Here is a 23,489-nt window from a genome sequence, read left to right on the forward strand (position 1 = left end):
TCAAACTAAATCTAAAAGGAATGAGCCCGTTAAAATACCGAGCTCATCATATTAATAATTAATTTAAATTCGTCTAACTTTTCGGGGGCACTTCAGTTTGGTAAGCCTTTTCTATTAAATATGCTTTTCAAAGCCCTCCCCCTCGGGGAGGGTTGGGAGGGGTGTTTATATTAAATCAAACCCAATATCTTTCCTAAAATAGCAGCCGTCATAATATATCCGGCTGGCATCGGCGGTAGCTTGTTGCAGGGCGTCAAACATATTATCCTGTAATGATGTAATAGCCAATACCCGGCCGCCGGTTGCTAAAACATCCTCGCCGATTTGTGTGGTGCCCGCCTGGAACACATGCGATCCACGGACGTTCTCCATACCGGTGATAACTCTGTTCTTTAAATATTCGCCGGGGTAGCCGCCTGCAACGCATACTACCGTTGCGGCAACTTTATTGGATACGGCAAAGTCAACCTCATTTAAGTTTCCGTTGGCAACACCTAATAGCAGGTCAACCAGGTCGGCTTCTATGCGGGGTAGTACGCTTTCCGTTTCCGGGTCGCCCATGCGGCAATTGTATTCTATCATGTATGGGTCGCCGCCAACATTCATTAAGCCGATGAAGATAAAGCCCTTGTAAGGAATACCTTCGCTTTTTAATCCCTCAACAGTTGGGATAATGATTCTGGCCTCTACCTTCTTAATAAACTCGGCATCGGCAAATGGTACCGGCGAAACAGAGCCCATACCACCGGTATTTAGGCCGGTATCACCCTCGCCAATTCGTTTATAATCTTTGGCCGATGGTAATATTTTATAGTTGTCGCCATCGGTCAATACAAATACCGATAGCTCAATACCCTGTAAAAACTGCTCGATAACAACTTTGGCGCTGGCCGCCCCGAATTTAGCTTCGGTAAGCATTTCTTTTAGCTCCTGTTGTGCTTCTTCAAGCGTGGCGCATATCAATACACCTTTACCTGCCGCCAGGCCATCAGCTTTTAAAACAATTGGCAAGCCAATTGTTGGCAGATAAGCCAGGCCTTCCTGCAAAGTATCGGCAGTAAAAGTTTCTGATGCCGCCGCCGGGATGTTGTGGCGGACCATGAATTGTTTGGAGAAATCCTTGCTGCCTTCCAGCTGCGCACCTTCGGCCTGTGGACCGATAACCGGTACACCTTTCAACTGCTCATCATTCAAAAAGAAATCATGCACGCCTCTAACCAACGGTTCCTCGGGGCCAACCAATACCAGGTTAATGCCGTTGCTTAAAACGCATTGTTTAATGCCTTCAAAATCGTTAACCCCAACGTTTACATTGGTGCCATACTGGCCCGTGCCGGCATTACCGGGGGCAATAAAAAGCTGGTTACATTTTGGGCTTTGCGCTAATTTCCAGGCGAAGGCACTTTCCCTTCCGCCTGAACCGAGGATCAGGATATTCATAGTGGGCAAAGATAATTATTTGCAGATAGGTTGTAATATTTATAAATTCACATTACCAATTAAAACCTAAGTCGTAATCCATGATCAGTAAATTGCTAAAACCGTTTCTGATAGTCATATTATCACTTGCCCAATTTACTTCTTACGGGCAGTTTAATATCCAGAAAGATATTTGGAACAATATCCACGGAAAGGTGCAGTCGTTCACCACAACCGGTTATGCTACGATTCATCATGGTGATACGGTTAGCAAGCGGTTAGATTATCAGAGGATATACTGGTTAAACAAAAAAGGCCAGGTAATTAAAATCTCTTACGCAAGCACATTTCGGGATGCTGATATAAAGAACAAATGGATCAGTATTTTCAAATATGATACAAAAGGAAACTTGACGGAAGAAACCCATTATGATACGGTCGGAAAAGCTATGGACAAAGTTGTTTACAGCTACTCATCTATAAAGAAACTGTTTGTGGCCAGGCGGTATAATTTGAGTAGTGATTCGTCACGGTTAATCAACGAATACAAGGTAAGCCCTTCAGGCAAGGTGCTGGAAATATATCATTACAATGAGTATGACGTTCTTAACGATACATCTGTTTTTGTCAAAACAACTTATAAATATAATACCAAAGGCTTGCGGGTAGAAGAGGTGTACTATACTATTAATAATGAAAAAAGATCTATCAGGCGTTTAGAATATAATCACTACGGTGATATGTCATTAAGCGTCGATTCTATCCCGGGGCATCCCATAGCTCCTATTAATACATTAAACTTTACTTATCCCAAATACGATATATATAAAAATTGGTTAGAGTCTGACAGGTATATAAGGGGTAGATTGCACGGGGTGACCGAGCGGCAAATAACTTATTTTAAATAACGAGTAATGAAGCGCCAATTTTTAGTAATTCTTGTGTTATCAGCTTTATCGCCAACGGTATTTGGGCAATTTATTGGTGATTCATATAAGGATTCCAAAACTAAAGGCAAAATAGATAGCGTTATTGAAACCAGGTATCAATTTAACGATAATGATACAACGGGCAGGCGCTTTTTTGATCGGTTGGTTTATATATTTAACGTTAAAGGCCAGATAGTAAAATGCACAGAACATTCGATGGATAGCTACTTTACGTTGATAACTGTTTATAGTTATGATAATAAGGGTTACATACAGAAAAAACGAGTTGATGAAAAAGACAAAAATGTTGATACGCTTAGCGCTTTCTCAATGACAACTTATACTTATGCCCCAGATTATCGATCGGTTAAAGTTGATTATATTCGAACCAGTAAAATTAAGCCCGATTTTTTAACCGATTTTACAGATTTTATTGATCTTGATCAATCAGGAAAAATGCTCAAGGACAGTAGTTTTTATTTTGGAACCTCGCAGATAACAGGCAGACATAGCTATCACTATAATGCTAAAGGATATCTTGTTGAGTTGGATGCCGCTGATGGGAATATTGGGGGAATGCCTGCTAAAACATTTTTTACTTATGATAATAATGATAATATAATCAAAGAGGAACTAACGTTCTACCATGGCACGTACAATCACATTACCACGCCTCTGAATACGTATATTCGCACCTATAGTTATCCCAAACTGGATAATAAGCATAATTGGCTTATAAAAAATAATTATTATGAAGACAAGTTGGAACGGATAACCGAGCGCCGGATTTACTACTCCAAATAGTTCGATACTTATCCAACCTTTAACCTTTTCCCCTTTAACCTTTCACCCCAAAAACGTACCTTTACTGTCATAATGACCTTGAAATTACAATGGCTTAATTATTGAGTTGATGCCGTTATATATAACTAAATATGTTAAATTTTATAAGTAAGCTTTTCGGAAGCAAATCAGAACGGGACGTTAAGGCGATATTGCCTTTGGTTGAAAAAGTAAAGGCAGAATTTGCCAAGCTTGACCAATTAACTAACGACGAGCTAAGAGCCAGGACCTTAACCTTTAAGGAAACTATAGCACAAGGATTAGCCAAAATTGACGAAGAAATTGCGTCGATAAAAGCCGAGACCGAAGGCAATCCGGATATGGATATGCACGAAAAGGTTGAGCTATATACCCAATTAGATAAATTGCAAAAAGATAGGGATAAAGAACTGGAAGTTATCTTGTTAGAGATCCTGCCCGAAGCTTTCGCCGTAGTAAAAGAAACTGCCCGCCGGTTTACTAATAACCAAGGCATTGAGGTGACTGCTACCGAGTTTGACCGCAACCTTGCTGCAAAAAAATCTAACGTATTAATAAAAGGCGATAAAGCTACCCACAGCAGCACCTGGCTTGCTGCAGGTAACGAAGTCACCTGGAACATGGTACACTACGATGTACAGCTGATAGGCGGTATCGTTTTGCACCAGGGTAAGATCTCTGAGATGGCAACAGGTGAAGGTAAAACCCTGGTAGCCACGCTGCCTGCATACTTGAACGCGCTTGCAGGGCAAGGTGTACATATTGTAACCGTAAATGATTACCTGGCACGTCGTGACTCTGAGTGGATGGGCCCTTTGTATGAGTTCCATGGTTTATCTGTTGATTGTATAGATAAGCACGAGCCAAATGGCGAAGAGCGCCGCGCAGCTTATTTAGCCGATATTACTTTTGGTACCAATAACGAATTTGGTTTTGACTACCTGCGTGACAATATGACACGTAGCCCCGAAGAATTGGTACAACGCAAATTGCATTATGCCATGGTGGATGAGGTCGATTCGGTTTTAATTGATGATGCCCGTACACCTTTGATCATATCAGGCCCGATACCCCGTGGTGATGAACATGAGTTTTATGACTTGAAACCACGTATCGAACGTTTGGTTAATGCACAGAAAGCTTATATCAACACCGTGTTAAACGAAGCTAAAAAAGCTATCGCCGAAGGCAAAACCGGACCTGAAGAAGGCGGTTTAGCTTTGATGCGTGCTTACCGCGGTTTGCCAAAGAGCAAAGCGCTGATAAAATATTTAAGTGAAGGCGGCAACAGGCAAACCCTGTTAAAATCAGAAAACCATTACATGCAGGACCAAAACAAGGAAATGCATAAAGTTGATGCGGAGCTGTTCTTCACTATCGACGAGAAACAAAATTCGGTTGAACTGGCTGAGAAAGGTATCGAGCTGATCACAGTATCAGGCGAAGACCCTCATTTCTTCGTGATGCCTGATGTAGGTACCGAGATTGCCAACATCGAAAAATCTGATCTGCCGGCCGAAGAAAAAATCGCCAAAAAAGATGAGCTCATGCGCGATTTCTCTATTAAGTCAGAGCGCATCCATTCGGTTAACCAATTACTGAAAGCTTATACTTTATTTGAAAAAGATACCGAGTATATCCTTGATGAAGGCAAGGTTAAAATTGTTGATGAGCAAACCGGCCGTGTACTTGATGGTCGTCGTTATTCTGACGGATTGCACCAGGCTATCGAGGCTAAAGAGAATGTGAAGGTTGAAGATGCTTCACAAACTTTCGCGACCATCACCCTGCAAAACTACTTCCGTATGTACCACAAACTTTGCGGTATGACGGGTACTGCCGTTACTGAAGCAGGCGAGTTCTGGGAAATTTATAAACTGGACGTGGTAGAGATACCAACCAACACACCTGCCAGCCGTAAGGATATGGAGGATTTGGTTTATCGTACAGTTCGCGAAAAGTATAACGCCGTTGCCGATGAGATCGTAAAACTAACACAGTTGGGCCGCCCGGTACTGGTAGGTACAACTTCGGTTGAGATCTCTGAGCTATTAAGCCGGATGCTGAAACTGCGTGGTATTAAACACAACGTATTGAATGCCAAAATGCACCAGAAGGAAGCCGATGTAGTGGCTGAAGCTGGCCAGGCAGGCACGGTAACCATTGCTACCAACATGGCTGGCCGTGGTACGGATATAAAATTAGGTGAAGGTGTTAAAGAAGCCGGTGGTTTAGCCATTGTGGGTACAGAGCGCCATGAATCGCGCCGTGTAGACAGGCAATTGCGTGGCCGTGCAGGCCGCCAGGGCGATCCGGGTACCTCGCAGTTCTTTGTATCGTTAGAGGACAATTTGATGCGTTTATTCGGGTCAGAACGGATCTCTAATCTGATGGTACGTATGGGTATCGAAGAGGGCGAAGTTATTCAGCACTCAATGATCTCAAACTCGATAGAGCGTGCGCAGAAAAAAGTAGAAGAGAACAACTTTGGTACACGTAAACGTTTGCTGGAGTATGATGACGTAATGAACTCGCAACGTACCGTTGTTTATACCAAACGTAAAAACGCGCTGTTTGGCGAACGTTTAGACGTTGATTTGAACAACACCATTTTTGATGTGGTTGAAGATGTAGCAACCGAATATAAAGAGCAGAACAATTACGAAGGGTTCCGCTTAGAAGTTATCCGTTTGTTCTCTGTTGATCTGGAGATAAGCCAGGACGAATTTGCGGGAATAAACCTTAACGCGTTAACCGACCGCACCTTTGCCGAGGTTACCGAGTTTTACAAACGTAAATCTGAAGGCATCGCGGCCCAGGCTGCCCCTGTCTTAAAAGACGTGTACAACACCCGTGGCAATATTATTGAAAATATTGTAGTGCCGTTTACTGATGGTGTGCATGCTATCCAGGTTGCTGTTCCGCTTAAAAAATCTGTGGAGAACAATGGGGTAGAGGTGGTTAAATCGTTTGAGAAAAACGTAACCCTTGCATTGATTGATGATGCCTGGAAAGAGCACTTGCGCGAAATGGACGAGTTAAAACAGTCGGTACAAAACGCGGTGTACGAACAAAAGGACCCTTTATTGGTTTATAAGTTTGAGGCGTTTAACCTGTTCCGCTCAATGCTGGCTTCGGTTAATAAGGAGATAGTGAGTTTCTTGTTCAGAGGTGGTATTGCTGCGCAGCAGGCACCCGATGAAGTACAGGAAGCCCGCCCTCAGCCAAAAACAGATATGAAGAAAATGCGCACCTCAAAACCCGAACTGGTTGGCGACGGCGGCAGCGGCTTACCTGATTTTGGTGATACCCGCGAACAGCAAAAACAAATGCCTGTACGCGTAGAACAAAAAATAGGCAGAAACGACCCTTGCCCTTGCGGTAGCGGTAAAAAATACAAAAGCTGCCATGGCATAGGCCAGGCGTAAGCCCCACCCAAACCCTCCCCGGAAGGGAGGACTTTAAAAGGCAATTCAAAAATCTCTCCTACAGGGGGAGATTAAAAGGGGGCTGATCATTTTAAGATAAGAACATGAAAAACGCATCCGTGTATAAAGCAATTTTTAGCAATATAGCCGGGTGCGTTTTTTTTATAACTATTTTTATACCGGCAACAGCGCAGGCGCAAACCCGCGGTACGGTTGAAGTTATAAAAGATGCAAGGATAGATACTTTGGCCGCGCATCGTGCAAGTTTAAAAGCTACCGGGACAATCACAGTTGCTGCAGCCACTACAGGGTATGGCTACAGGGTACAGATCTACAATGGGTCGAGCCGTAAGGAAGCTTATGATGTGCAGAGCAGGTTTATGAATGAGTACCCGGGCATGCGTACTTATATTGGTTATACCGAGCCAAATTACAAGGTTAGGGCAGGCGATTTCAGGTCACGCCTGGAAGCCGAAAGATTAATGCAGGAACTAAGGGGTAAGTTTACCAGCCTTTTTATTATAGGGGGGAGGATTAATCCCCCAAAACCAGGTACAGGAAATGATTAAACAGCAGATACAAAAACTTTCTAAAGGTATTTTTGATGAAGTGGTAGCTAACCGCCGCCATATCCACAGCCATCCCGAGCTTTCATTTGAAGAAGTAGAGACATCGGCTTTCGTGGCCAAAAAACTGGATGAATTGGGTATCGGCTGGGAGCGCATGGCTGATAATGGTTTAGTGGCCTTGATAAAAGGCGCTAAGCCGTCCGATAAAGTTGTTGCCCTGCGTGCCGACATGGACGCATTGCCGATAACAGAGGCTAACGATGTGACTTATAAATCACAAAACGTAGGTGTAATGCACGCTTGCGGACACGATGTACATACCTCATCATTATTAGGCACCGCAAAAATATTAACCGAGCTTAAAGAAGAGTTTGGCGGAACCGTTAAGCTGATATTTCAGCCTGCCGAAGAGCGTTTACCAGGTGGTGCCAGCCTGATGATAAAAGAAGGCGTATTAGAAAACCCAAAACCTGCGGCCGTATTGGGCCAGCACGTTATGCCTTTTATTGATGCCGGTAAATTTGGTTTCCGCTCGGGCCAGTATATGGCATCTACAGACGAATTATATGTTACGGTACGCGGCAAAGGCGGCCATGGTGCACAACCTCATAACAATATCGATCCGGTAATTATTACCGCGCATATCTTAATTGCTTTACAGCAGATTGTAAGCCGGGTGGCGGCACCTACCAACCCAACTGTATTGTCGTTTGGTAAGGTGATAGCTAACGGTGCAACCAATGTTATCCCTAATGAGGTTAAGCTGGAGGGAACCTTCCGTGCATTAAATGAAGAATGGCGCGCCGAGGCCCATATCAAAATGAAAAAAATGGCCGAGGGCATCGCCGAAAGCATGGGCGGCAGCTGTGAGTTTAATATTATGAAAGGTTATCCGTTCCTGATCAATGAGCCAAAACTAACCGAAGCTACTCGCGCGCATGCTGTGGATTATTTAGGCGCAGAAAACGTGCTTGATCTGGATATCTGGATGGCTGCGGAAGATTTTGCCTACTACTCGCAAGTGGCCGATTCTTGTTTTTACCGCATGGGTACCCGTAACGAAAGCCGCAATATTGTATCAGCAGTACATACACCAACATTTGATATAGAAGAAACCGCTTTAGAGCAAAGCATTGGTTTAATGGCTTATCTGGCTGTTAAACAATTGGGCAATTAATTAGTTGGTCCGTGGTCGATTGTCCATAGACCATAGATCAAATAATAATGAAGAACATCTTAGTGGCTTTTGGCCTTTTGTTTTCTGCTTTTAGCTTAAAAGCCCAGCAGCACCGCTTTAATCCCGATACTATCCTTACCGTGGTAATCGATTCGCCGGTTAATATCCGTTCGCATCGGTTAAACGCGCAGGATTTTATTGATGCCATATTAGCCGATACGGGCTTTTACAAAGCTTTCCGCAACATGAAACGCTACGGTTTTACCGCCGAAAATAACATTTACACTTACGATAAGAAGAATAAAATTGATGGCGAGATCCATCGCCGGATCAGGCATACCGTAGTAAACGGTAAGCCTAAAACCGAATATTTACTAAAGCAGGATAAAGGCAACGTCTATAAAAAGAATGGCAAATACGAGCTGTATACGGTTGAACTGTTTGACTACATCTTTGACAACGCCTATAAATCTGAGTTCTCTACGGACGACGCGTTAAGTGAGGGCGGCAAGAATGGATCATACAAAGCCAAGGCAAAAGCACTGATGTTCACACCGGGGCGCAGGGTGTCGGGGCTCCCGTTCCTGAGCAGCAAGACCGAGATATTTAGCCGTGATATGCGGCAGTTTTATAACTATGAATTTGCCCGGGGTAAATATCTCGACAGCATACCTGTTTATCGTTTTAAAGTGATTAAGAAGCCCAGCACGGCCGATGGCGACGTAATGATCAATGAGCTTACGACCATTTTTGATATGCGGGATTTTAAGATCCTGGGCCGCTATGTAGATATGAGATACGATAATTTATTCTTCGATTTTAATGTGAAGATGAATATTGAACTGATACCTTATAACGGCGAACTGCTACCTGCAAAAATGAGCTACCAGGGCAACTGGGATATACCTTTCCATAAAGAGGAGCGGTCAAGCTTCCTTATATTTCATAGGGACTATCATAAGTAAAGCAAAGCTCTTTGACACTCCCTTTTTACGAGAAAGCCCCGCAATTGCGGGGCTTTCTCGTATGGAATGTATAGTGTAATAATTATTTTATTTCTTTCAGCATTTCTTTAACGGCTGCTTCCAGTTGCTGGTCTTCGCCGGTTAGTACTTTTGTGTAGTCGTTAAGTACTTTTATATCCGGTTCAAGCTCGTGGTTTTCTGTAGCATGTGTTTCATTAGTGCCCCAGCTGCCCACCATCGGGATGCCGAAAGTTAGCGAGTTGTCTATCAGGTTTTCCCACCAAACAGCGGTACCTGTACCGGCTACCGGCATACCTATCAGCTTGCCTAATCCCAACTCTTTATAAGCATACGGGAACATAAACGCGTCAGAATAATTGCCTTCGTTCATTAACACGCAGCTTGGTTTAGACCATTTGTTACCCGGTTCGCCACCGGTAGTAACCGCGCCCTGCGGGCGGAAAGAGAAATAACGCTTACCACCCAAAAAAGTAACCAGATCATCATGCAGCCAGCCGCCGCCATTAAAGCGGGTGTCAACTATTAATGCTTTTTTAGTGAGGTTTTTACCTAATACTTTGTCAAATGTTGTGCGGTAGCTGGCCTCATCCATCCCCTGGATATGCACATAACCTACCTGGCCGTTTGACAGGCTATCAGTTAAATGCTCCATCTTTTTAATCCAACGATCATACAACATACCATTTTCTGCACCTGCGGCTATCGGCTTAATGGTTTCGTTATAAACCGTTTTAGTGGCGGGGTCATGGAAAGTGATCAAAGTGTATTTACTTGCTTTGTTATTTAATAGTTTAGCCCAGTCGTCCTCAGCAGTAATTGCCGTGCCGTCAATCTTATCAATAACATAGCCTTTTCTCATTTTACTTTTTGCAATATCAAACGGGCCACCGGTTATAATATCGAGCACAAATAAACCATCGGCGCCGCTGGCAGCATCAAACAGTAATCCTAAGGCAGCAGTTCTGTCGCCGTCAGGGAAACTGGCCGAATAAATACCACCCGTATGAGACACATTCAACTCGCCCAATAGCTCGCTCAGCAATACCTGGAAATCATAGTTATTACTTATATAAGGTAAAAATTGAGCGTAATTTTTTTTGTAATAGGTCCAGTCGACACCTTGTAAATTAGGGTCATATAATTTTTTAGGTACCTGTTTTACAATATGCTCAAAAATGTACTCCCGCTCTTTAGCTGCATTTAAGGTAAACGTAGCGCTGATAGGGATCTGCGTAACTTTACCGTTATCCACATCTATCTTCATAGCGCCGCTGCCCGACATCATAAACAATGATTTACCATCCTTACTCATGGTTAAACCGCCGCCGCCCGTGTTAATTTCAGCCAGTATCCTGGTTTCCTTAGTACGGGTTGATAGCACCCATAAATTATAACCCTTATCAAAAGCAGCCAGGTAATATAACTTCTCGCCGTCTTTTGATAGTTTAGAGTCGCCTATGCGCGATGAAGTAAGTGTTAACCGTATGGTGCGGTCATCCAAATTCTCCAGGTTAGGTATAAACTCCGGGATAGCCGGCGGGGTTACTTTCTTCTTTTCGGCTTTGGCTATGCTGTCTGCCTTAGCCATGGCTCTTTTAATATCTACCGAGTCGCGCTTGTCTATCTCGGTTTTTACGGTCAGGTCCTCTTTGCTCAGGTTAAATTTATCCCAGGCATCCTGGTCAAAAAACTTGGCGTAGATGTCGCCCTGGGCACCACGGCTCAGGTTTTTCATGCCTTGCTTGTCACTTGTCCAGTACATCATTTTATCGCCCATGCCAAACTGCGGGTTGTAGTCGTTAAAACCGCTTTGGGTTAGGTTTGCACGGCCCTTTGTGCCATCAGCTTTTATCAGTACAATTTCACTGCTGCCTAAGGCATTACCTTCGGTTGATTGCGCCAGGATATATTTACTATCGGCCGACCATTTAAAGTTTTGATCGCCATCTGCGTACGAAAAATTGACACCTGCAGGCAAGATCGTTATTGAGGTTTTGCTGGCGATATCATAAACCTTTAAAACATTACGCTCTTCCAAATAAGCTATTTTTTTGCCGTTCGGCGATGGCATCGGCTGAAACTCGTCTTTGTCGGTAGCTATAACCGGTTCGGTATTTATTGTGGTAGCCGCGTAAAAAGAAGGTTCGCTTTTGCTGGCGATGCTTACTTTGTAAATGTCCCATGATTGCTCATTCTCTACCGAGTACAGGATGCTCCTGCCATCTGCCGAAAACTCGATCATGCGCTCCTGGTAAGGTGTGTTGGTCAAACGCTTTACAATGCCACCCTCAACCGATGATGCAAATATTTCGCCGCGATATACAAAGGCTATCTCCTTGCCATCAGGCGATACCGCCATATCAGACGCGCCACCCCTGATATTGATATTTTGTGTTTGATCGCTGTTAAAATCGGCGTTAACCGCAATGTTTACTTTTTGCGGCGACTGGCCCTCTTTTAAGGTATAGATATCGCCATTTTGCGTAAAGGCAAAAGTGCCGTTATCCGCACGCGACAGGTTACGCACCGGATTTTTATCAAATTTGGTGAGCTGCGTTACGCTGTTGACATTAGCTTCTGATGATTTGTATAGATTTTGATTGCCATTGCGTTCGCTCAGGTAATAAAACGCGCCTGCGGTACCCCAAACAGGCTCACGGTCCTCGCCGTTATAAGTTGATACTTTGGTGTAAGCACCTGTTTTGGTATTGTAGATCCAGATGTCGCGGGTTACGCTTGATGTGTGGTGCTTGCGGTAAGAATTCTCATATCCTTTGGCGTCCTGGTAAATAAATTTATCGCCGGCTTTGTTAAAGTGTACAAACTCGGTACCGGCCGAGTTTACCATCAGGCTGCGGCCACCGGCAGCAGGCACCTTGTATAGTTTGGCATAAGTACCGTCGCTTGGGAAACGTACCGAAGTGCTGACATCATGCCTGCGGCTGCCGAAATACAAAGTTTTATCATCTGCCGAAAACTCATAAGGGATATCCCTTGCCGAATCAAAGGTGAGCCTTTTTGCCGGGCCACCGTCCGATGGCATGGTGTAAACATCAAAGTTGCCGTAACGATCTGACGCGAACGCAATGGTTTTGCCATCATGGCTCCAGATAGGGTAACCGTTGTATGAGCTATTGATGGTTAATGGTACGGCCGAACCGCCGCTGGCCGATACCTTAAAAATATTGCCTTTGTATTCAAAAGCTATCCAGTTGCCATCGGGGGAGATAGCAGGTTGCTGCATCCATAAAACATGGCTTTGTGCAAACGACCGGCACATAGTTACGCCGATCAATAAAATAATCAGGGAGAATCTTTTCATGATAAGTTAATTTCAGGCTGTAAGATAGGGAAAGTTGGTATAATTGGCAATATGCTAAAATCACCGCTGGGTTCATTGCTTAGTTTCCGCATTTGGGCCCTTACGCACATGGCTTGCCCCGCTCTTGGGCGCGGAGCCCCATTACTTTTTTCCTTGATGAAAAAAGTAACAAAAAAATCAAGTCATCCGGGAGGCTTCTCTGCCGCACAGGCCTTATGCGCTGCAAAGCCGGTAAAACCTAAGGCCCGGTCCTTTTGCCCCATCTTGTCGCGCAAGGCCACCGCTTCAGGCAAAATTACCAATGCCTTTGCCGCCGCACAGCCCTCCTTGTTTTACCTGCTTTCGCCCGAAGCTGCCCGTATGACGGTTTCTTCCAAAAACAACAATAGCGATGGGCGTTACATCAAAAAAGTTGTAGCTTAGTATACGTGAATGTTATTTAAATGAATGAAGATATAGATAAACATGTATCAGCGAAATCAAATAATCATTAAAATCAGCGGTCTAAAATTCCGCATTTTTAGGGAACCTTGGGAAAGGAATAACATCCCTGATATTACCCATGCCGGTAACAAACAATACCAAACGCTCAAACCCTAAACCAAAGCCGGCATGCGGGCACGAGCCGAAGCGGCGGGTATCCAAATACCACCAAAGCTCGTCTTTTGGTATACCCATTTCGTCCATACGGGTTTCCAGTTTGTCCAGGCGTTCCTCACGCTGGCTGCCGCCAACTATTTCACCAATACCCGGGAACAGGATGTCCATTGCGGCAACGGTTTTACCGTCGTCGTTTTGGCGCATGTAAAATGATTTGATCTCCTTTGGATAGTTGGTTAGGATAACCGGTTTTTTAAAATGCTTCTCCACCAAATAACGCTCATGTTCTGATTGAAGGTCGGTGCCCCAGCCCTCAACCGGGTATTGAAACTTCTTCTTTTTATTCGGGGTCGATTCTTTTAGGATCTCTATCGCTTCGGTATAAGTTAAGCGCTCAAAATCATTACCTAAACAAAACTGCAGCTTTTCGGTCAACGTCATTTCAGAGCGCTCGTTCTGCGGTTTTTGTTTTTCCTCTTCTAATAAACGTTGGGTTAAAAACTCGATATCATCTTTGTTCTTATCCAAAGCATAAGCGATAACATATTTTAACAGCGCCTCGGCGGTGTCCATGTTATCTACGATATCGGCAAAAGCCATTTCCGGCTCAATCATCCAAAACTCGGCCAGGTGGCGGGTAGTGTTTGAGTTTTCAGCACGGAAAGTTGGTCCGAAGGTATAAATATCGCTCAAGGCCATCGCACCCAGTTCGCCTTCCAACTGGCCGGATACGGTTAAGTTAGTGGCACGGCCAAAAAAATCTTGTTTGTAGTCAACCTCGCCGGTATCGGTACGTGGGGTATTTGCCAGGTCGAAGTTGGTAACGTGGAAAGTCTCGCCCGCGCCTTCGGCATCACTGGCGGTGATGATGGGGGTATGCAGGTAAACAAAGCCTTTATCCTGGAAAAACTGGTGCACCGCAAATGATAGCGTGTTGCGCACCCGGAATATCGCCCCAAAAGTACTGGTACGGAAACGCAGGTGAGCGTTCTCGCGTAAAAACTCCAGGCTATGTTTTTTTGGCTGGATAGGGTATTTCTCAGGATCGCTGTCGCCAAGTATCACTACTGTATGCGCAATAACCTCGACGGTTTGGCCCTTGCCTTGTGAGGCGATGAGTTTACCAAACACGCTAACAGCAGCGCCTACAGTAATGCGCTTTAACAGGGCAGGATCAGTATTTTCAAAATCAACAACAATCTGTACGTTATTATTGGTCGAACCATCATTTAAAGCAATGAAACGGTTTTGGCGGAAGGCGCGAACCCACCCCTTAACAGTTACATCAATATCGGTTGTTGTGCTTTCTAATAATGCTTTGATCTTTATACGCTGGCTCATTGTGGTATGATAATATTTTAAGAGCGGCTAAATTACGATTATTTGATTTAACTGAGGAAACCGTCATGCTGAATTTATTTCGGCATGACACAGGACAGTTAGCTGACATGTTAAGCATGAACTGATAAATAACTAAGTTTGCATCATCATGAATCCCAAACTAAGCCTTGCGTTAGGTATCCTATTCATTTCCTTCTCGCCAATATTTGTGAAAGTGGCCGATGCATCGCCTGTAGTTTGCGCGTTTTACCGTATTGTATTTGCCTGGATATTTTTACTACCTTATTGCCTATATAAACGTAACCTTAAAATGGAGCGCAGGGATATTATCCTGGCCCTGGTTAGCGGTTTAGTTTTTGCCACTGACGTAGCCGTTTGGAACGTATCTATTAAAATGATAAGCGCCACCGTATCAACCCTGCTGGCTAACCTTGCGCCGGTTTGGGTGGGCCTGTTAAGCTACCTGTTGTTTAAAAAGAAATCGGGCTGGCTATTTTGGCTGGGGACAGTTATAGCCATTGCCGGTATGGTTATATTGGTAGGCATAGCCAATGTGCTGCAATTAAAGTTTAACCTGGGCATTGTGCTGGCAGTTGCCGCCAGCGTACTATATGCTACTTATATATTAATTACCAAAGATGTTTTAAAGAGGATAAGCACCCTGCCGTTTATGTTTTACAGCATGCTGGGTTCGCTTGTGTTTCTGTTGATGGTAAGTGTTGTTTTGGGTGATGAACTGGTGCACTATAACTTAAAAACCTGGGGTAGTTTGGCAGGTATGGGGATAATATGCCAGCTGGCCGGGTGGATAACTATAAATTACGCCATTAGCCGGCTGGAATCAACCAAAGTTTCCATCGCCCTGCTTAGCCAAACAGTTACTACCGGGTTATTGGCGGTAGTATTGCTAAATGAGAGCCTGGATGCTAAAGAGATAATAGGCAGTGTAATTGTATTGATGGGGATAGCTATTACGTTTTTAAAACCGAAGCAAACGCTAACTCAAGTTTAACAATTAAAAGGATTTTGGCAGTATATTGACTTAAAAGTGGTTTTACGCCTTTTTTGCAATCGCCTTAAATATAAGTAGTTAGCCCAAAATCTTGTTTCATTTTGTTTCACTCGTTTTTTGCAATTAGTTCATATTCAATTATTTAAGTCTAAATCTTGTTTCACCTGTTTCATTTGTTTCATGTGTTTCATGAAACAACACAGCTACACAAATAAATATTAGTAAATTAACGGTTCTTATTTACGGCAATGGATAATTGCCCTACATTTGCATTTTAACGCATGATACTAAAATCAACTATCGACCGAATAATGGAAGCCACAGATATTGTGGAGGTGATAGGCGAGTTTGTGCAGTTAAAAAAGCGTGGCGCCAACTATGTGGGCCTGTCGCCGTTTGTTAATGAGCGTACACCGTCGTTCACGGTGTCGCCGGCCAAGGGCATCTTTAAAGATTTCTCGTCGGGCAAGGGCGGTAGCGCTGTTACTTTCCTGATGGAGCTGGAGAAGTTTACCTACCCCGAAGCGCTGAAATGGCTCGCCAAGAAATACAGCATCGAGGTTGAAGAAACCGTAGAGACCGCCGAGAACAAAGAAGAAGAGAACCGCCGCGAAAGCCTGATGATCGTATCCGGCTATGCTGCGAAGTTCTTCCACGAAAGCCTGTTGGATACTGACGAGGGCAAGGCCATAGGCTTAAGCTATTTTAAAGAACGTGGATTTACTGCTGATACGATAAAGAAGTTTGAGCTGGGCTACTCGCCCGACCAGTGGGAAGCATTTACCGGCGAGGCGCTTAAACAAGGCTACCTGGAAGAGTTTCTTACCGAAAGCGGTCTGTCAGTTAAGCGGGATAACGGATCGCTGTACGACCGTTATAGAGGGCGTGTGATGTTCCCGATCCATAGCTTTACCGGCCGTATCATCGCCTTTGGCGGGCGGACGCTGAAAAGCGACAAGAACGTACCCAAATATGTTAACTCGCCCGAGTCTGAGATCTACCATAAATCAAACGTACTATACGGGTTGTACTTCGCCAAGAAGTCGATAAGGGAAGAAGATAACTGTTACCTGGTTGAGGGCTATGCCGACGTAATATCGGTACACCAGGCGGGGATAGAGAGTGTGGTGGCATCGTCTGGTACGTCGTTAACTGTCGAGCAGATCAGGCTGATAGGCCGCCTCACCAAAAACATCACCATTTTATATGACGGCGACGCGGCTGGTATTAAAGCCGCAGTGCGTGGGTTAGATCTGATCCTGGAGGAAGGGCTTAACGTAAAAGTTGTGCTGTTCCCGGACGGGCATGATCCGGATTCATATGTGCGGTTAGTAGGCACGGCTGGGTTCAAAAAACATATCGAGGATAACAAGAAGGACTTCATCCTTTTTAAAACCAACCTGCTGCTAAAAGAAGCCGGTAATGATCCCATCAAGAAATCAGAAGTAATACGGGATATTGTTGAGAGCATAGCTAAGATCCCCGATTCTATAAAAGCATCTGTATTTATTAAAGAGTGCAGTAATATATTGCAGATAGATGAGCGCGCGCTGTTGTCTGAGCTCAATAAAATGCGGCAGGCCAAAGCTAAAAAAGATGGCCAGCAACCTAATGGCCGCATGACAACGCCGGTGGACGAATATCCTGGTGATGATTACCCGGTAGTAACCGAGGAGCCAAAGGAAACCTTCTCGCAGGAAAAAGAGATCGTGCGCTTGCTGCTGTTATACGGTAATAAAATGATTGATTGGGACGGTATTGCCAACACCTATATCGGTCCGTTTATGGTTGCCGAGTTGAATGATATAGAGTTTGAATACCCGGTAGTCAAAACGTTTATAGAGCTTTACAGCAAAGAGGTTGAGAATGGTGTATTACCCGAGGAGCAGCACTTTATACACTATCCCGATAAAGAAATTGTTGATTTGGTGGTTACACTAATTACTACCAAATACACGTTAAGTGAAAATTGGTACGAAATGCATAAGATATTGACCAGCGACGAGCAGGCTAATATGAAGGCAACTATTTTGGGGGCGATATTCCACCTGAAAATGCATAAGGTTGGCAAAATGCTGGATAACCTGCGTAAGGAACTGCAAAACGCGGTAACCGACGAGGACCAGGATATACTGCTTAACCAATACATGCGGATGAAGAAGGTGGAAAAAACCATATCTGATTATTTGGGGTCGGTGATATTAAAATAATGGCAACTCACAATGATCTTGGCCGCCACGGCGAAAGCCTGGCAAAGGCTCATTTAGAAGCCGCGGGCTATGAGATATTAGATGTAAACTGGACCCACGGAAAAGCCGAGATAGACCTTATTGCATATAAAGACAAGGTTATTATATTTGCCGAGGTAAAAACCCGCACCGGTAACGGTTTTGGTGAGCCTGAGGACTTTGTAGATATCCGTAAGCAAAAGCTGTTAGCCTATGCTGCCGACGAATACATTTACTTAAAGGATCACCAGGGCGAAGTGCGGTTTGATATTATAGCCATATTATTTAACGATAAAATAAATTACAAGTTAAACCATATAGAGGATGCCTTTTGGCCATCTGCTGATACATTATGAAGAACAAATCATTACTATTTATTGCTGCTGCGGCGCTTTTCACTTATAGCTGTACCGGCTGTAAGGATAAAACCCAAACAAACGACCAGGTTAATAACGTTGATATCACCCTTTTTTCGCCGGGTGCATATAGTTATAGCGGTGGCGATACAGTTAAGATAATGGCAAAATATCCGCCATCGTTAAAGGTGGATTCGGTTGTGTATTCGTTGGATTCGGTAAGGATTGCTTCTGTAAAAGATTCAGCATACATAAATATCCTGACGGATACCTTAAAATTAGGCACCAAATTGGTGTCTGCTAAAATTTACCAGAGTGGCAAAAGCCAGGATGTATCAACAAATATATATTTAAAAGCATCAAAAGAGCCTGAAAAGTTGACTTACAGGGTGATTAAAAAATTCCCGCATGATATCTCTGCCTATACCGAGGGATTATTGTATCAGGATGGATATTTGTATGAAAGTACAGGCGAACCCGGCCACTCTGAGTTAAGGAAAGTAGAACTGGAAACAGGTAAAGTAATACAACGCCAAAAACTGGCCGATAAGTACTTCGGCGAAGGCAGCGCTATTGTAGGAGATAAAATAGTAATGTTTACCTACAAAGATAAAGTGGGCTTTGTATTTGATAAAAACACGTTTAAGCAGCTTAGTCAGTTTAACAACAATGTAGGTATTGAAGGTTGGGGTGTTACTTACGATGGCAATAAAATCTACCTTGATGACAGCACTAACCGCATTTGGTTATTAGACAAGAATGATTATCACCAAACCGGCTTTATTGATGTTTATGATAACCATGGACCGGTTGAACAGATAAACGAATTGGAATACATCGACGGAAAAATATACTCGAATATTTATACTTACGATAACATAATTGTTATTGACCCTAAAACAGGCGCCGTATTGCAAAGTGTTAATTTAGAAGATATTTGGCCAATAGCACAACGCCCTAAAGGTTTTGATAATGAACAAAATGTACTAAACGGGATAGCCTGGGATGCTAAAGGCAAACGCCTTTTTGTAACCGGTAAAAAATGGCCTTGGGTATACCAGATTGAGTTAATGAGGAAATAGTTCGCTGCCTAACCCCTAACGGGGAACAGAAGTTAAATAAAAATAGCCGCTTTGGATTTTTATAAGCGGCTATTTTGTTGAATTGTGAGATCTATTACTTAGCTTAGATAAACCTAACTTACCAATATGTTCAATAACCCTTTTTCATTCGACGGCCGCATCAGAAGAACTGAATACGGAATCAGTTTTATTATTTATATGGTACTGTATTGTATCATACGATTTTCATCACCTTACGAAACCGTTAATATTTACTGGTTAGCTTTAATTCCTTTATCATGGTTCATATGGGCACAAGGCGCTAAGAGATGCCACGACCTGGGTAACAACGGCTGGTGGCAAATTATCCCATTTTATTGTTTTTGGTTGCTATTTCAGGATGGTAACACTGGGCCAAATCAGTACGGCGAAGACCCTAAAGGGCGCGTATATGAATATGATTCGTACAATGTACCCGGCGATAACTTAGATGCAAAACCTAGCGGGTTTGAAAGTGCAGAAGGGAAAAACGAAGCGCAATAAACTTATTTAACCGCTACCAAATTACAAAGCCGCCTTGGAAAATTCAAAGCGGCCTTGTTATATGCTTTTCAAAGTACCCCCTTCAGAGGGCGGAAGGTACTACCTCCAGGCCTTATACTGATTGATCAACCCATTGGTTGATGAATCATGGCTGTTAATCTCGCTGTTGTCTTTTAGTTCGGGTAATATTTTGCCGGCTAATTGCTTGCCCAGTTCAACGCCCCATTGGTCAAAGCTGTAAATGTTCCAGATAATGCCTTGCACAAATATTTTATGCTCGTACATGGCTATTAACGAACCTAAGCTGCGTGGCGTAATTTTCTTAACCAGGATAGAGTTGGTAGGGCGGTTGCCTTCAAACTCTTTAAATGGTGCCAGCTTCTCAATTTCTTCTGGTGATTTTCCTGCTGCTTTTAACTCAGCAACAACTTCATCCCGGCCTTTACCGTTCATTAAAGCTTCGGTTTGTGCAAAGAAGTTTGATAGCAGCATATTATGATGCTCGCCCAGCGGGTTATGCGATTGTGCCGGAGCAATAAAATCACAAGGGATCAATTTAGTCCCCTGGTGTATCAATTGGTAAAAAGCATGTTGCCCGTTTGTGCCCGGTTCGCCCCAGATAATTGGGCCGGTTTGATATTCGACATGTTTACCGTTACGGTCTACATGTTTGCCATTGCTTTCCATATCCCCTTGTTGAAAATAGGCCGCAAAGCGGTGCATATATTGGTCATATGGTAAAATAGCGTTGGTTTCGGCCTCAAAAAAGTTATTATACCAAATACCTACTAAAGCTAATATAGTGGGCAGGTTTTCCTCTGGCGCTGCAGTTTTAAAGTGATTATCCATGGCATGGGCACCAGCCAAAAGCTCGACAAAGTTTTCATAACCGATACTTAAAGCTATGGACAGGCCAATAGCGCTCCACAACGAGTAACGGCCGCCAACCCAATCCCAAAACTCGAACATATTTTTAGTGTCGATACCAAATTTCCCAACACCGTCAGCATTGGTTGATAGCGCCGCGAAATGTTTGGCAACATCCCCGTCCTTACCACCGCTATTAATGAACCAGTCGCGCGCACTGTGGCCATTAGCCATAGTTTCCTGCGTGGTAAATGTTTTTGAAGCGATCAGGAACAAAGTAGTTTCGGCGTTTAAACCTTTCAAAGTTTCGGCAATATGTGTGCCGTCAACGTTTGATACAAAGTGCAGGTTTAAATGATTTTTGTACGATTTAAGCGCCTCGGTTACCATCACCGGCCCCAGGTCAGACCCGCCTATACCAATGTTTACAACATCGGTAATAGCCTTGCCGGTATAGCCTTTCCATGATCCGGAGATGATAGCCTCGCTAAATTCTTTCATATGTTGCAATACCCTGTTTACATCAGGCATTACATCTTTACCGTCAACCAAAATTGGCGTATTGCTTTGGTTACGCAAAGCGATATGCAGCACCGGGCGACCCTCGGTAACATTAATTACTTCGCCGCTAAACATGGCGTTTATTGCATCATTTAGCCTACATTCTTTAGCCAACTGTAGTAATAAGGCTATAGTTTGGTCGGTGATGCGGTTTTTAGAGTAATCCAGTAAAATTTCTTCAAACTGAACCGAGAATTTAGCAAATCGCTCATTATCAGAATCAAATAATCCTTTAAGGCTTTCTGATACTACATCGATATAATGATCGGCTAAATATTTATAAGATTGCGTTGTGGTAAAATCAATATTTGGCAGCATAATTGGTTGTGTTTTGTAAACAAAAATAGAATTTAATATTTAGGTACATATTAAATTTTAAACTAACTGACCCCAGTGTTAGTGCAACACAATTATAAACAGGTTTGTTTGCAATTCATTAAATTGTAATATTTTTAATGAATTGCAAAATATAGTATCATATTTAAAATTTATATTTAATATATTTGTGGTGTTGATAAATAAAATATCTATGTATCGCAATTTTGTTAATCGGACTTTAAAAATGCTTTGCCATGTTTGAAAAACTTTTTATGCTTGTTAAAAATAACGCCGGGATGGCTGTTGTTCAAAACCCAATGATTCCTGCAAAATACCATGAAGCTGTAATGAATGAAGCGTCGAGCTCCATTATAGAGGTATTAAAAGGCCAGATGGAAAGTGGTAAGCTAAAAGATATGGTAAAATATTTCCAGTTTCCGGGTATTTATAATAATCCGTTAATTAACAGCACCGTAAATAAGTTTGCTAACAAACTAAATAATTTTTACGGTATCGAGCCAGCTGCAGCTATGCAAATAGCTAAAGAGCTGATCCCGCCGGTTATGCAGGAAATTATTCAGCAATCAAAAAACGACCAGGACACCGATTTTGGTTTAGGCAAGTTGCTGGCTATGCTAAGCGGTAACAATAACATGAACAATTTGCTAAGCCAGTTGGCTGTAGCTTAGAAATATCATTTATCTGTGAAGGGCCTGTTTGCTTATGCGGACAGGCTTTTTTATTAGCCCCTCCTAAATCCTCCCCGGTAGGGAGGACTTAAACGTAGATTAAAAAATAAAGTCTCCCCTACCGGGGGAGATTTAGAGGGGGCTTATTATATTTGCCCTATGACTAAAGAACAGATCCAGGATTTAAGGGATAGATTAATTTCCCTGAGGAGGCATCTTTGACATCGACAAGAAGCTTGATGCATTAAAAATAGAACAGGACATAACTGTTGGCCCGCATTTTTGGGATCATCCTAAAGACGCCGAGAAGGTTTTAGCATCCATCAAAACAAAAAAAGTTTGGACAGACGAGTACCAGAAAGTAGCATCGATAATTGATGATACCGGCGTTATGTTTGACTTTTTTAAAAGTGGCGACGCTACCGAACCCGAAATGCAGGAGCAATATGATATCGCCATAAAAGCAGTTGAAGAGCTGGAGTTTAAAAACATGCTCAGTGCCGAAGAGGACCAGTTTAACGCTGTGCTGCAAATAACTGCAGGCGCCGGCGGCACCGAAAGCTGCGACTGGGCCGGCATGCTGATGCGTATGTACATTATGTGGGGCGAAAAAAATGGCTATAAAGTAACCGAGCAGGATTTCCAGGAAGGCGAGTCGGCCGGGGTTAAAACCGTTACCCTGCAGCTGGAAGGCGAGTTTGCTTACGGCTATTTAAAAGGTGAGAATGGCGTACATCGTTTGGTACGCATTTCGCCGTTCGATTCGAATGCTAAGCGCCATACTTCGTTTGCATCGGTATATGTTTACCCGTTGGTTGATGATACCATCGAGATAGAAGTTAACCCGGCAGATATAGAGTTTGAGACTTTTCGCTCTGGTGGCGCAGGTGGCCAAAACGTAAACAAGGTTGAAACCGCGGTGCGTTTATATCACAAGCCCTCGGGCATTATTATCAAGAACCAGGAGTCGCGTTCACAGTTACAAAATAAGGATAACGCTATCCGCTTGCTAAAATCACAATTATATGAAATTGAGATGCGTAAGCGCCAGGAAGCGAGCAATAAAATTGAAGGCAATAAGAAGAAGATAGAGTGGGGTTCGCAGATCCGCAACTACGTATTGCACCCTTACAAGCTGGTTAAGGACTTACGTACAGATCATGAAACATCAAACGCTGCGGCGGTATTGGATGGTGATCTGAACGATTTCCTGAAAGCCTACCTGATGGAATTTGGCGGGCCTAAAGGGTAAAATAACGCA

The 23,489-nt window shown here is 43.4% G+C and carries 18 protein-coding genes; 14 read left to right on the plus strand and 4 right to left on the minus strand.

Annotated features, from left to right (window positions below; all coding sequences use genetic code 11):
* Window positions 1-165 precede the first annotated feature (165 nt).
* Window positions 166-1,440 carry a phosphoribosylamine--glycine ligase gene (purD, locus tag ABIB50_RS21320; RefSeq protein WP_429383099.1) on the minus strand — a complete coding sequence of 425 codons (1,275 nt, stop codon included), beginning with the start codon at window positions 1,438-1,440 and terminating at the stop codon, window positions 166-168.
* Window positions 1,441-1,520: 80 nt separating this feature from the next.
* On the opposite strand from purD, the gene ABIB50_RS21325 reads away from it, so the two are divergent.
* The 6 genes from ABIB50_RS21325 (at window position 1,521) to ABIB50_RS21350 (ending at window position 9,309) form a co-directional block, all read left to right on the plus strand.
* Window positions 1,521-2,327, plus strand: a complete 807-nt coding sequence (locus tag ABIB50_RS21325; RefSeq protein WP_429383101.1) for a hypothetical protein — start codon at window positions 1,521-1,523, stop codon at window positions 2,325-2,327.
* Window positions 2,328-2,333: 6 nt separating this feature from the next.
* Entirely contained in the window at window positions 2,334-3,152 is an 819-nt protein-coding gene (locus tag ABIB50_RS21330; RefSeq protein WP_429383103.1) for a hypothetical protein, read from the plus strand.
* Window positions 3,153-3,283: 131 nt separating this feature from the next.
* Window positions 3,284-6,598 carry a preprotein translocase subunit SecA gene (gene secA, locus ABIB50_RS21335; RefSeq protein ID WP_429383105.1) on the plus strand — a complete coding sequence of 1,105 codons (3,315 nt, stop codon included), beginning with the start codon at window positions 3,284-3,286 and terminating at the stop codon, window positions 6,596-6,598.
* Window positions 6,599-6,702: 104 nt separating this feature from the next.
* Window positions 6,703-7,167, plus strand: a complete 465-nt coding sequence (locus ABIB50_RS21340) for an SPOR domain-containing protein (protein ID WP_429383107.1) — start codon at window positions 6,703-6,705, stop codon at window positions 7,165-7,167.
* The gene (locus ABIB50_RS21345) at window positions 7,160-8,344 is read left to right on the plus strand and encodes a M20 metallopeptidase family protein (protein WP_429383109.1); all 1,185 of its coding nucleotides are present in this window, start codon (window positions 7,160-7,162) and stop codon (window positions 8,342-8,344) included. The genes ABIB50_RS21340 and ABIB50_RS21345 overlap by 8 nt, the downstream gene beginning before the upstream one ends.
* A gap of 47 nt (window positions 8,345-8,391) precedes the next feature.
* Window positions 8,392-9,309: a hypothetical protein gene (locus tag ABIB50_RS21350; protein ID WP_429383111.1), complete on the plus strand. Its 918-nt coding sequence runs from the start codon at window positions 8,392-8,394 to the stop codon at window positions 9,307-9,309.
* Window positions 9,310-9,391: 82 nt separating this feature from the next.
* Here ABIB50_RS21350 and ABIB50_RS21355 read toward each other — a convergent pair whose 3' ends face one another.
* Entirely contained in the window at window positions 9,392-12,652 is a 3,261-nt protein-coding gene (locus ABIB50_RS21355) for a S41 family peptidase (protein ID WP_429383113.1), read from the minus strand.
* A 156-nt stretch (window positions 12,653-12,808) separates the two neighbouring features.
* Between ABIB50_RS21355 and ABIB50_RS21360 the strand changes: the two genes are divergently transcribed.
* Entirely contained in the window at window positions 12,809-13,075 is a 267-nt protein-coding gene (locus tag ABIB50_RS21360; RefSeq protein ID WP_429383115.1) for a hypothetical protein, read from the plus strand.
* 81 nt (window positions 13,076-13,156) lie between these two features.
* Here ABIB50_RS21360 and asnS read toward each other — a convergent pair whose 3' ends face one another.
* Window positions 13,157-14,593, minus strand: coding sequence for an asparagine--tRNA ligase (gene asnS, locus ABIB50_RS21365; protein ID WP_429383117.1), 1,437 nt, complete (start codon window positions 14,591-14,593; stop codon window positions 13,157-13,159).
* 148 nt (window positions 14,594-14,741) lie between these two features.
* Here asnS and ABIB50_RS21370 point away from each other — a divergent pair, with 148 nt between their 5' ends.
* From ABIB50_RS21370 to ABIB50_RS21390, 5 genes are all read left to right on the plus strand, one after another.
* Window positions 14,742-15,605 (plus strand): DMT family transporter, encoded by an 864-nt coding sequence (locus ABIB50_RS21370; protein WP_429383119.1) that lies wholly within the window; start codon window positions 14,742-14,744, stop codon window positions 15,603-15,605.
* A 281-nt stretch (window positions 15,606-15,886) separates the two neighbouring features.
* On the plus strand, window positions 15,887-17,815 hold the full coding sequence (gene dnaG, locus ABIB50_RS21375; protein WP_429383121.1) for a DNA primase: 1,929 nt from the start codon (window positions 15,887-15,889) through the stop codon (window positions 17,813-17,815).
* Window positions 17,815-18,189: a YraN family protein gene (locus tag ABIB50_RS21380; RefSeq protein ID WP_429383123.1), complete on the plus strand. Its 375-nt coding sequence runs from the start codon at window positions 17,815-17,817 to the stop codon at window positions 18,187-18,189. The genes dnaG and ABIB50_RS21380 overlap by 1 nt, the downstream gene beginning before the upstream one ends.
* Window positions 18,186-19,271 carry a glutaminyl-peptide cyclotransferase gene (locus ABIB50_RS21385; RefSeq protein WP_429383125.1) on the plus strand — a complete coding sequence of 362 codons (1,086 nt, stop codon included), beginning with the start codon at window positions 18,186-18,188 and terminating at the stop codon, window positions 19,269-19,271. Before ABIB50_RS21380 ends, ABIB50_RS21385 begins: the two co-directional genes overlap by 4 nt.
* A gap of 126 nt (window positions 19,272-19,397) precedes the next feature.
* Window positions 19,398-19,793, plus strand: coding sequence for a DUF805 domain-containing protein (locus ABIB50_RS21390; RefSeq protein ID WP_429383126.1), 396 nt, complete (start codon window positions 19,398-19,400; stop codon window positions 19,791-19,793).
* Window positions 19,794-19,892: 99 nt separating this feature from the next.
* Here ABIB50_RS21390 and pgi read toward each other — a convergent pair whose 3' ends face one another.
* The gene (pgi, locus tag ABIB50_RS21395; RefSeq protein ID WP_429383128.1) at window positions 19,893-21,539 is read right to left on the minus strand and encodes a glucose-6-phosphate isomerase; all 1,647 of its coding nucleotides are present in this window, start codon (window positions 21,537-21,539) and stop codon (window positions 19,893-19,895) included.
* Between the two features lie 254 nt (window positions 21,540-21,793).
* On the opposite strand from pgi, the gene ABIB50_RS21400 reads away from it, so the two are divergent.
* Together ABIB50_RS21400 and prfB are read left to right on the plus strand one after the other, a co-directional pair.
* Window positions 21,794-22,228 (plus strand): hypothetical protein, encoded by a 435-nt coding sequence (locus ABIB50_RS21400; protein WP_429383130.1) that lies wholly within the window; start codon window positions 21,794-21,796, stop codon window positions 22,226-22,228.
* Window positions 22,229-22,387: 159 nt separating this feature from the next.
* Window positions 22,388-23,480, plus strand: a protein-coding gene (prfB, locus tag ABIB50_RS21405; RefSeq protein WP_429383132.1) for a peptide chain release factor 2 whose coding sequence is annotated in 2 segments (ribosomal slippage) — window positions 22,388-22,447 and window positions 22,449-23,480 — 1,092 coding nt in all. Because the reading frame shifts where the segments join, the coding sequence is not laid out codon by codon here.
* The last annotated feature ends 9 nt before the right edge of the window (window positions 23,481-23,489 follow it).

Origin of the sequence: Mucilaginibacter sp. UYCu711 (assembly GCF_050433825.1) — a bacterium.
Lineage (GTDB): Bacteria > Bacteroidota > Bacteroidia > Sphingobacteriales > Sphingobacteriaceae > Mucilaginibacter.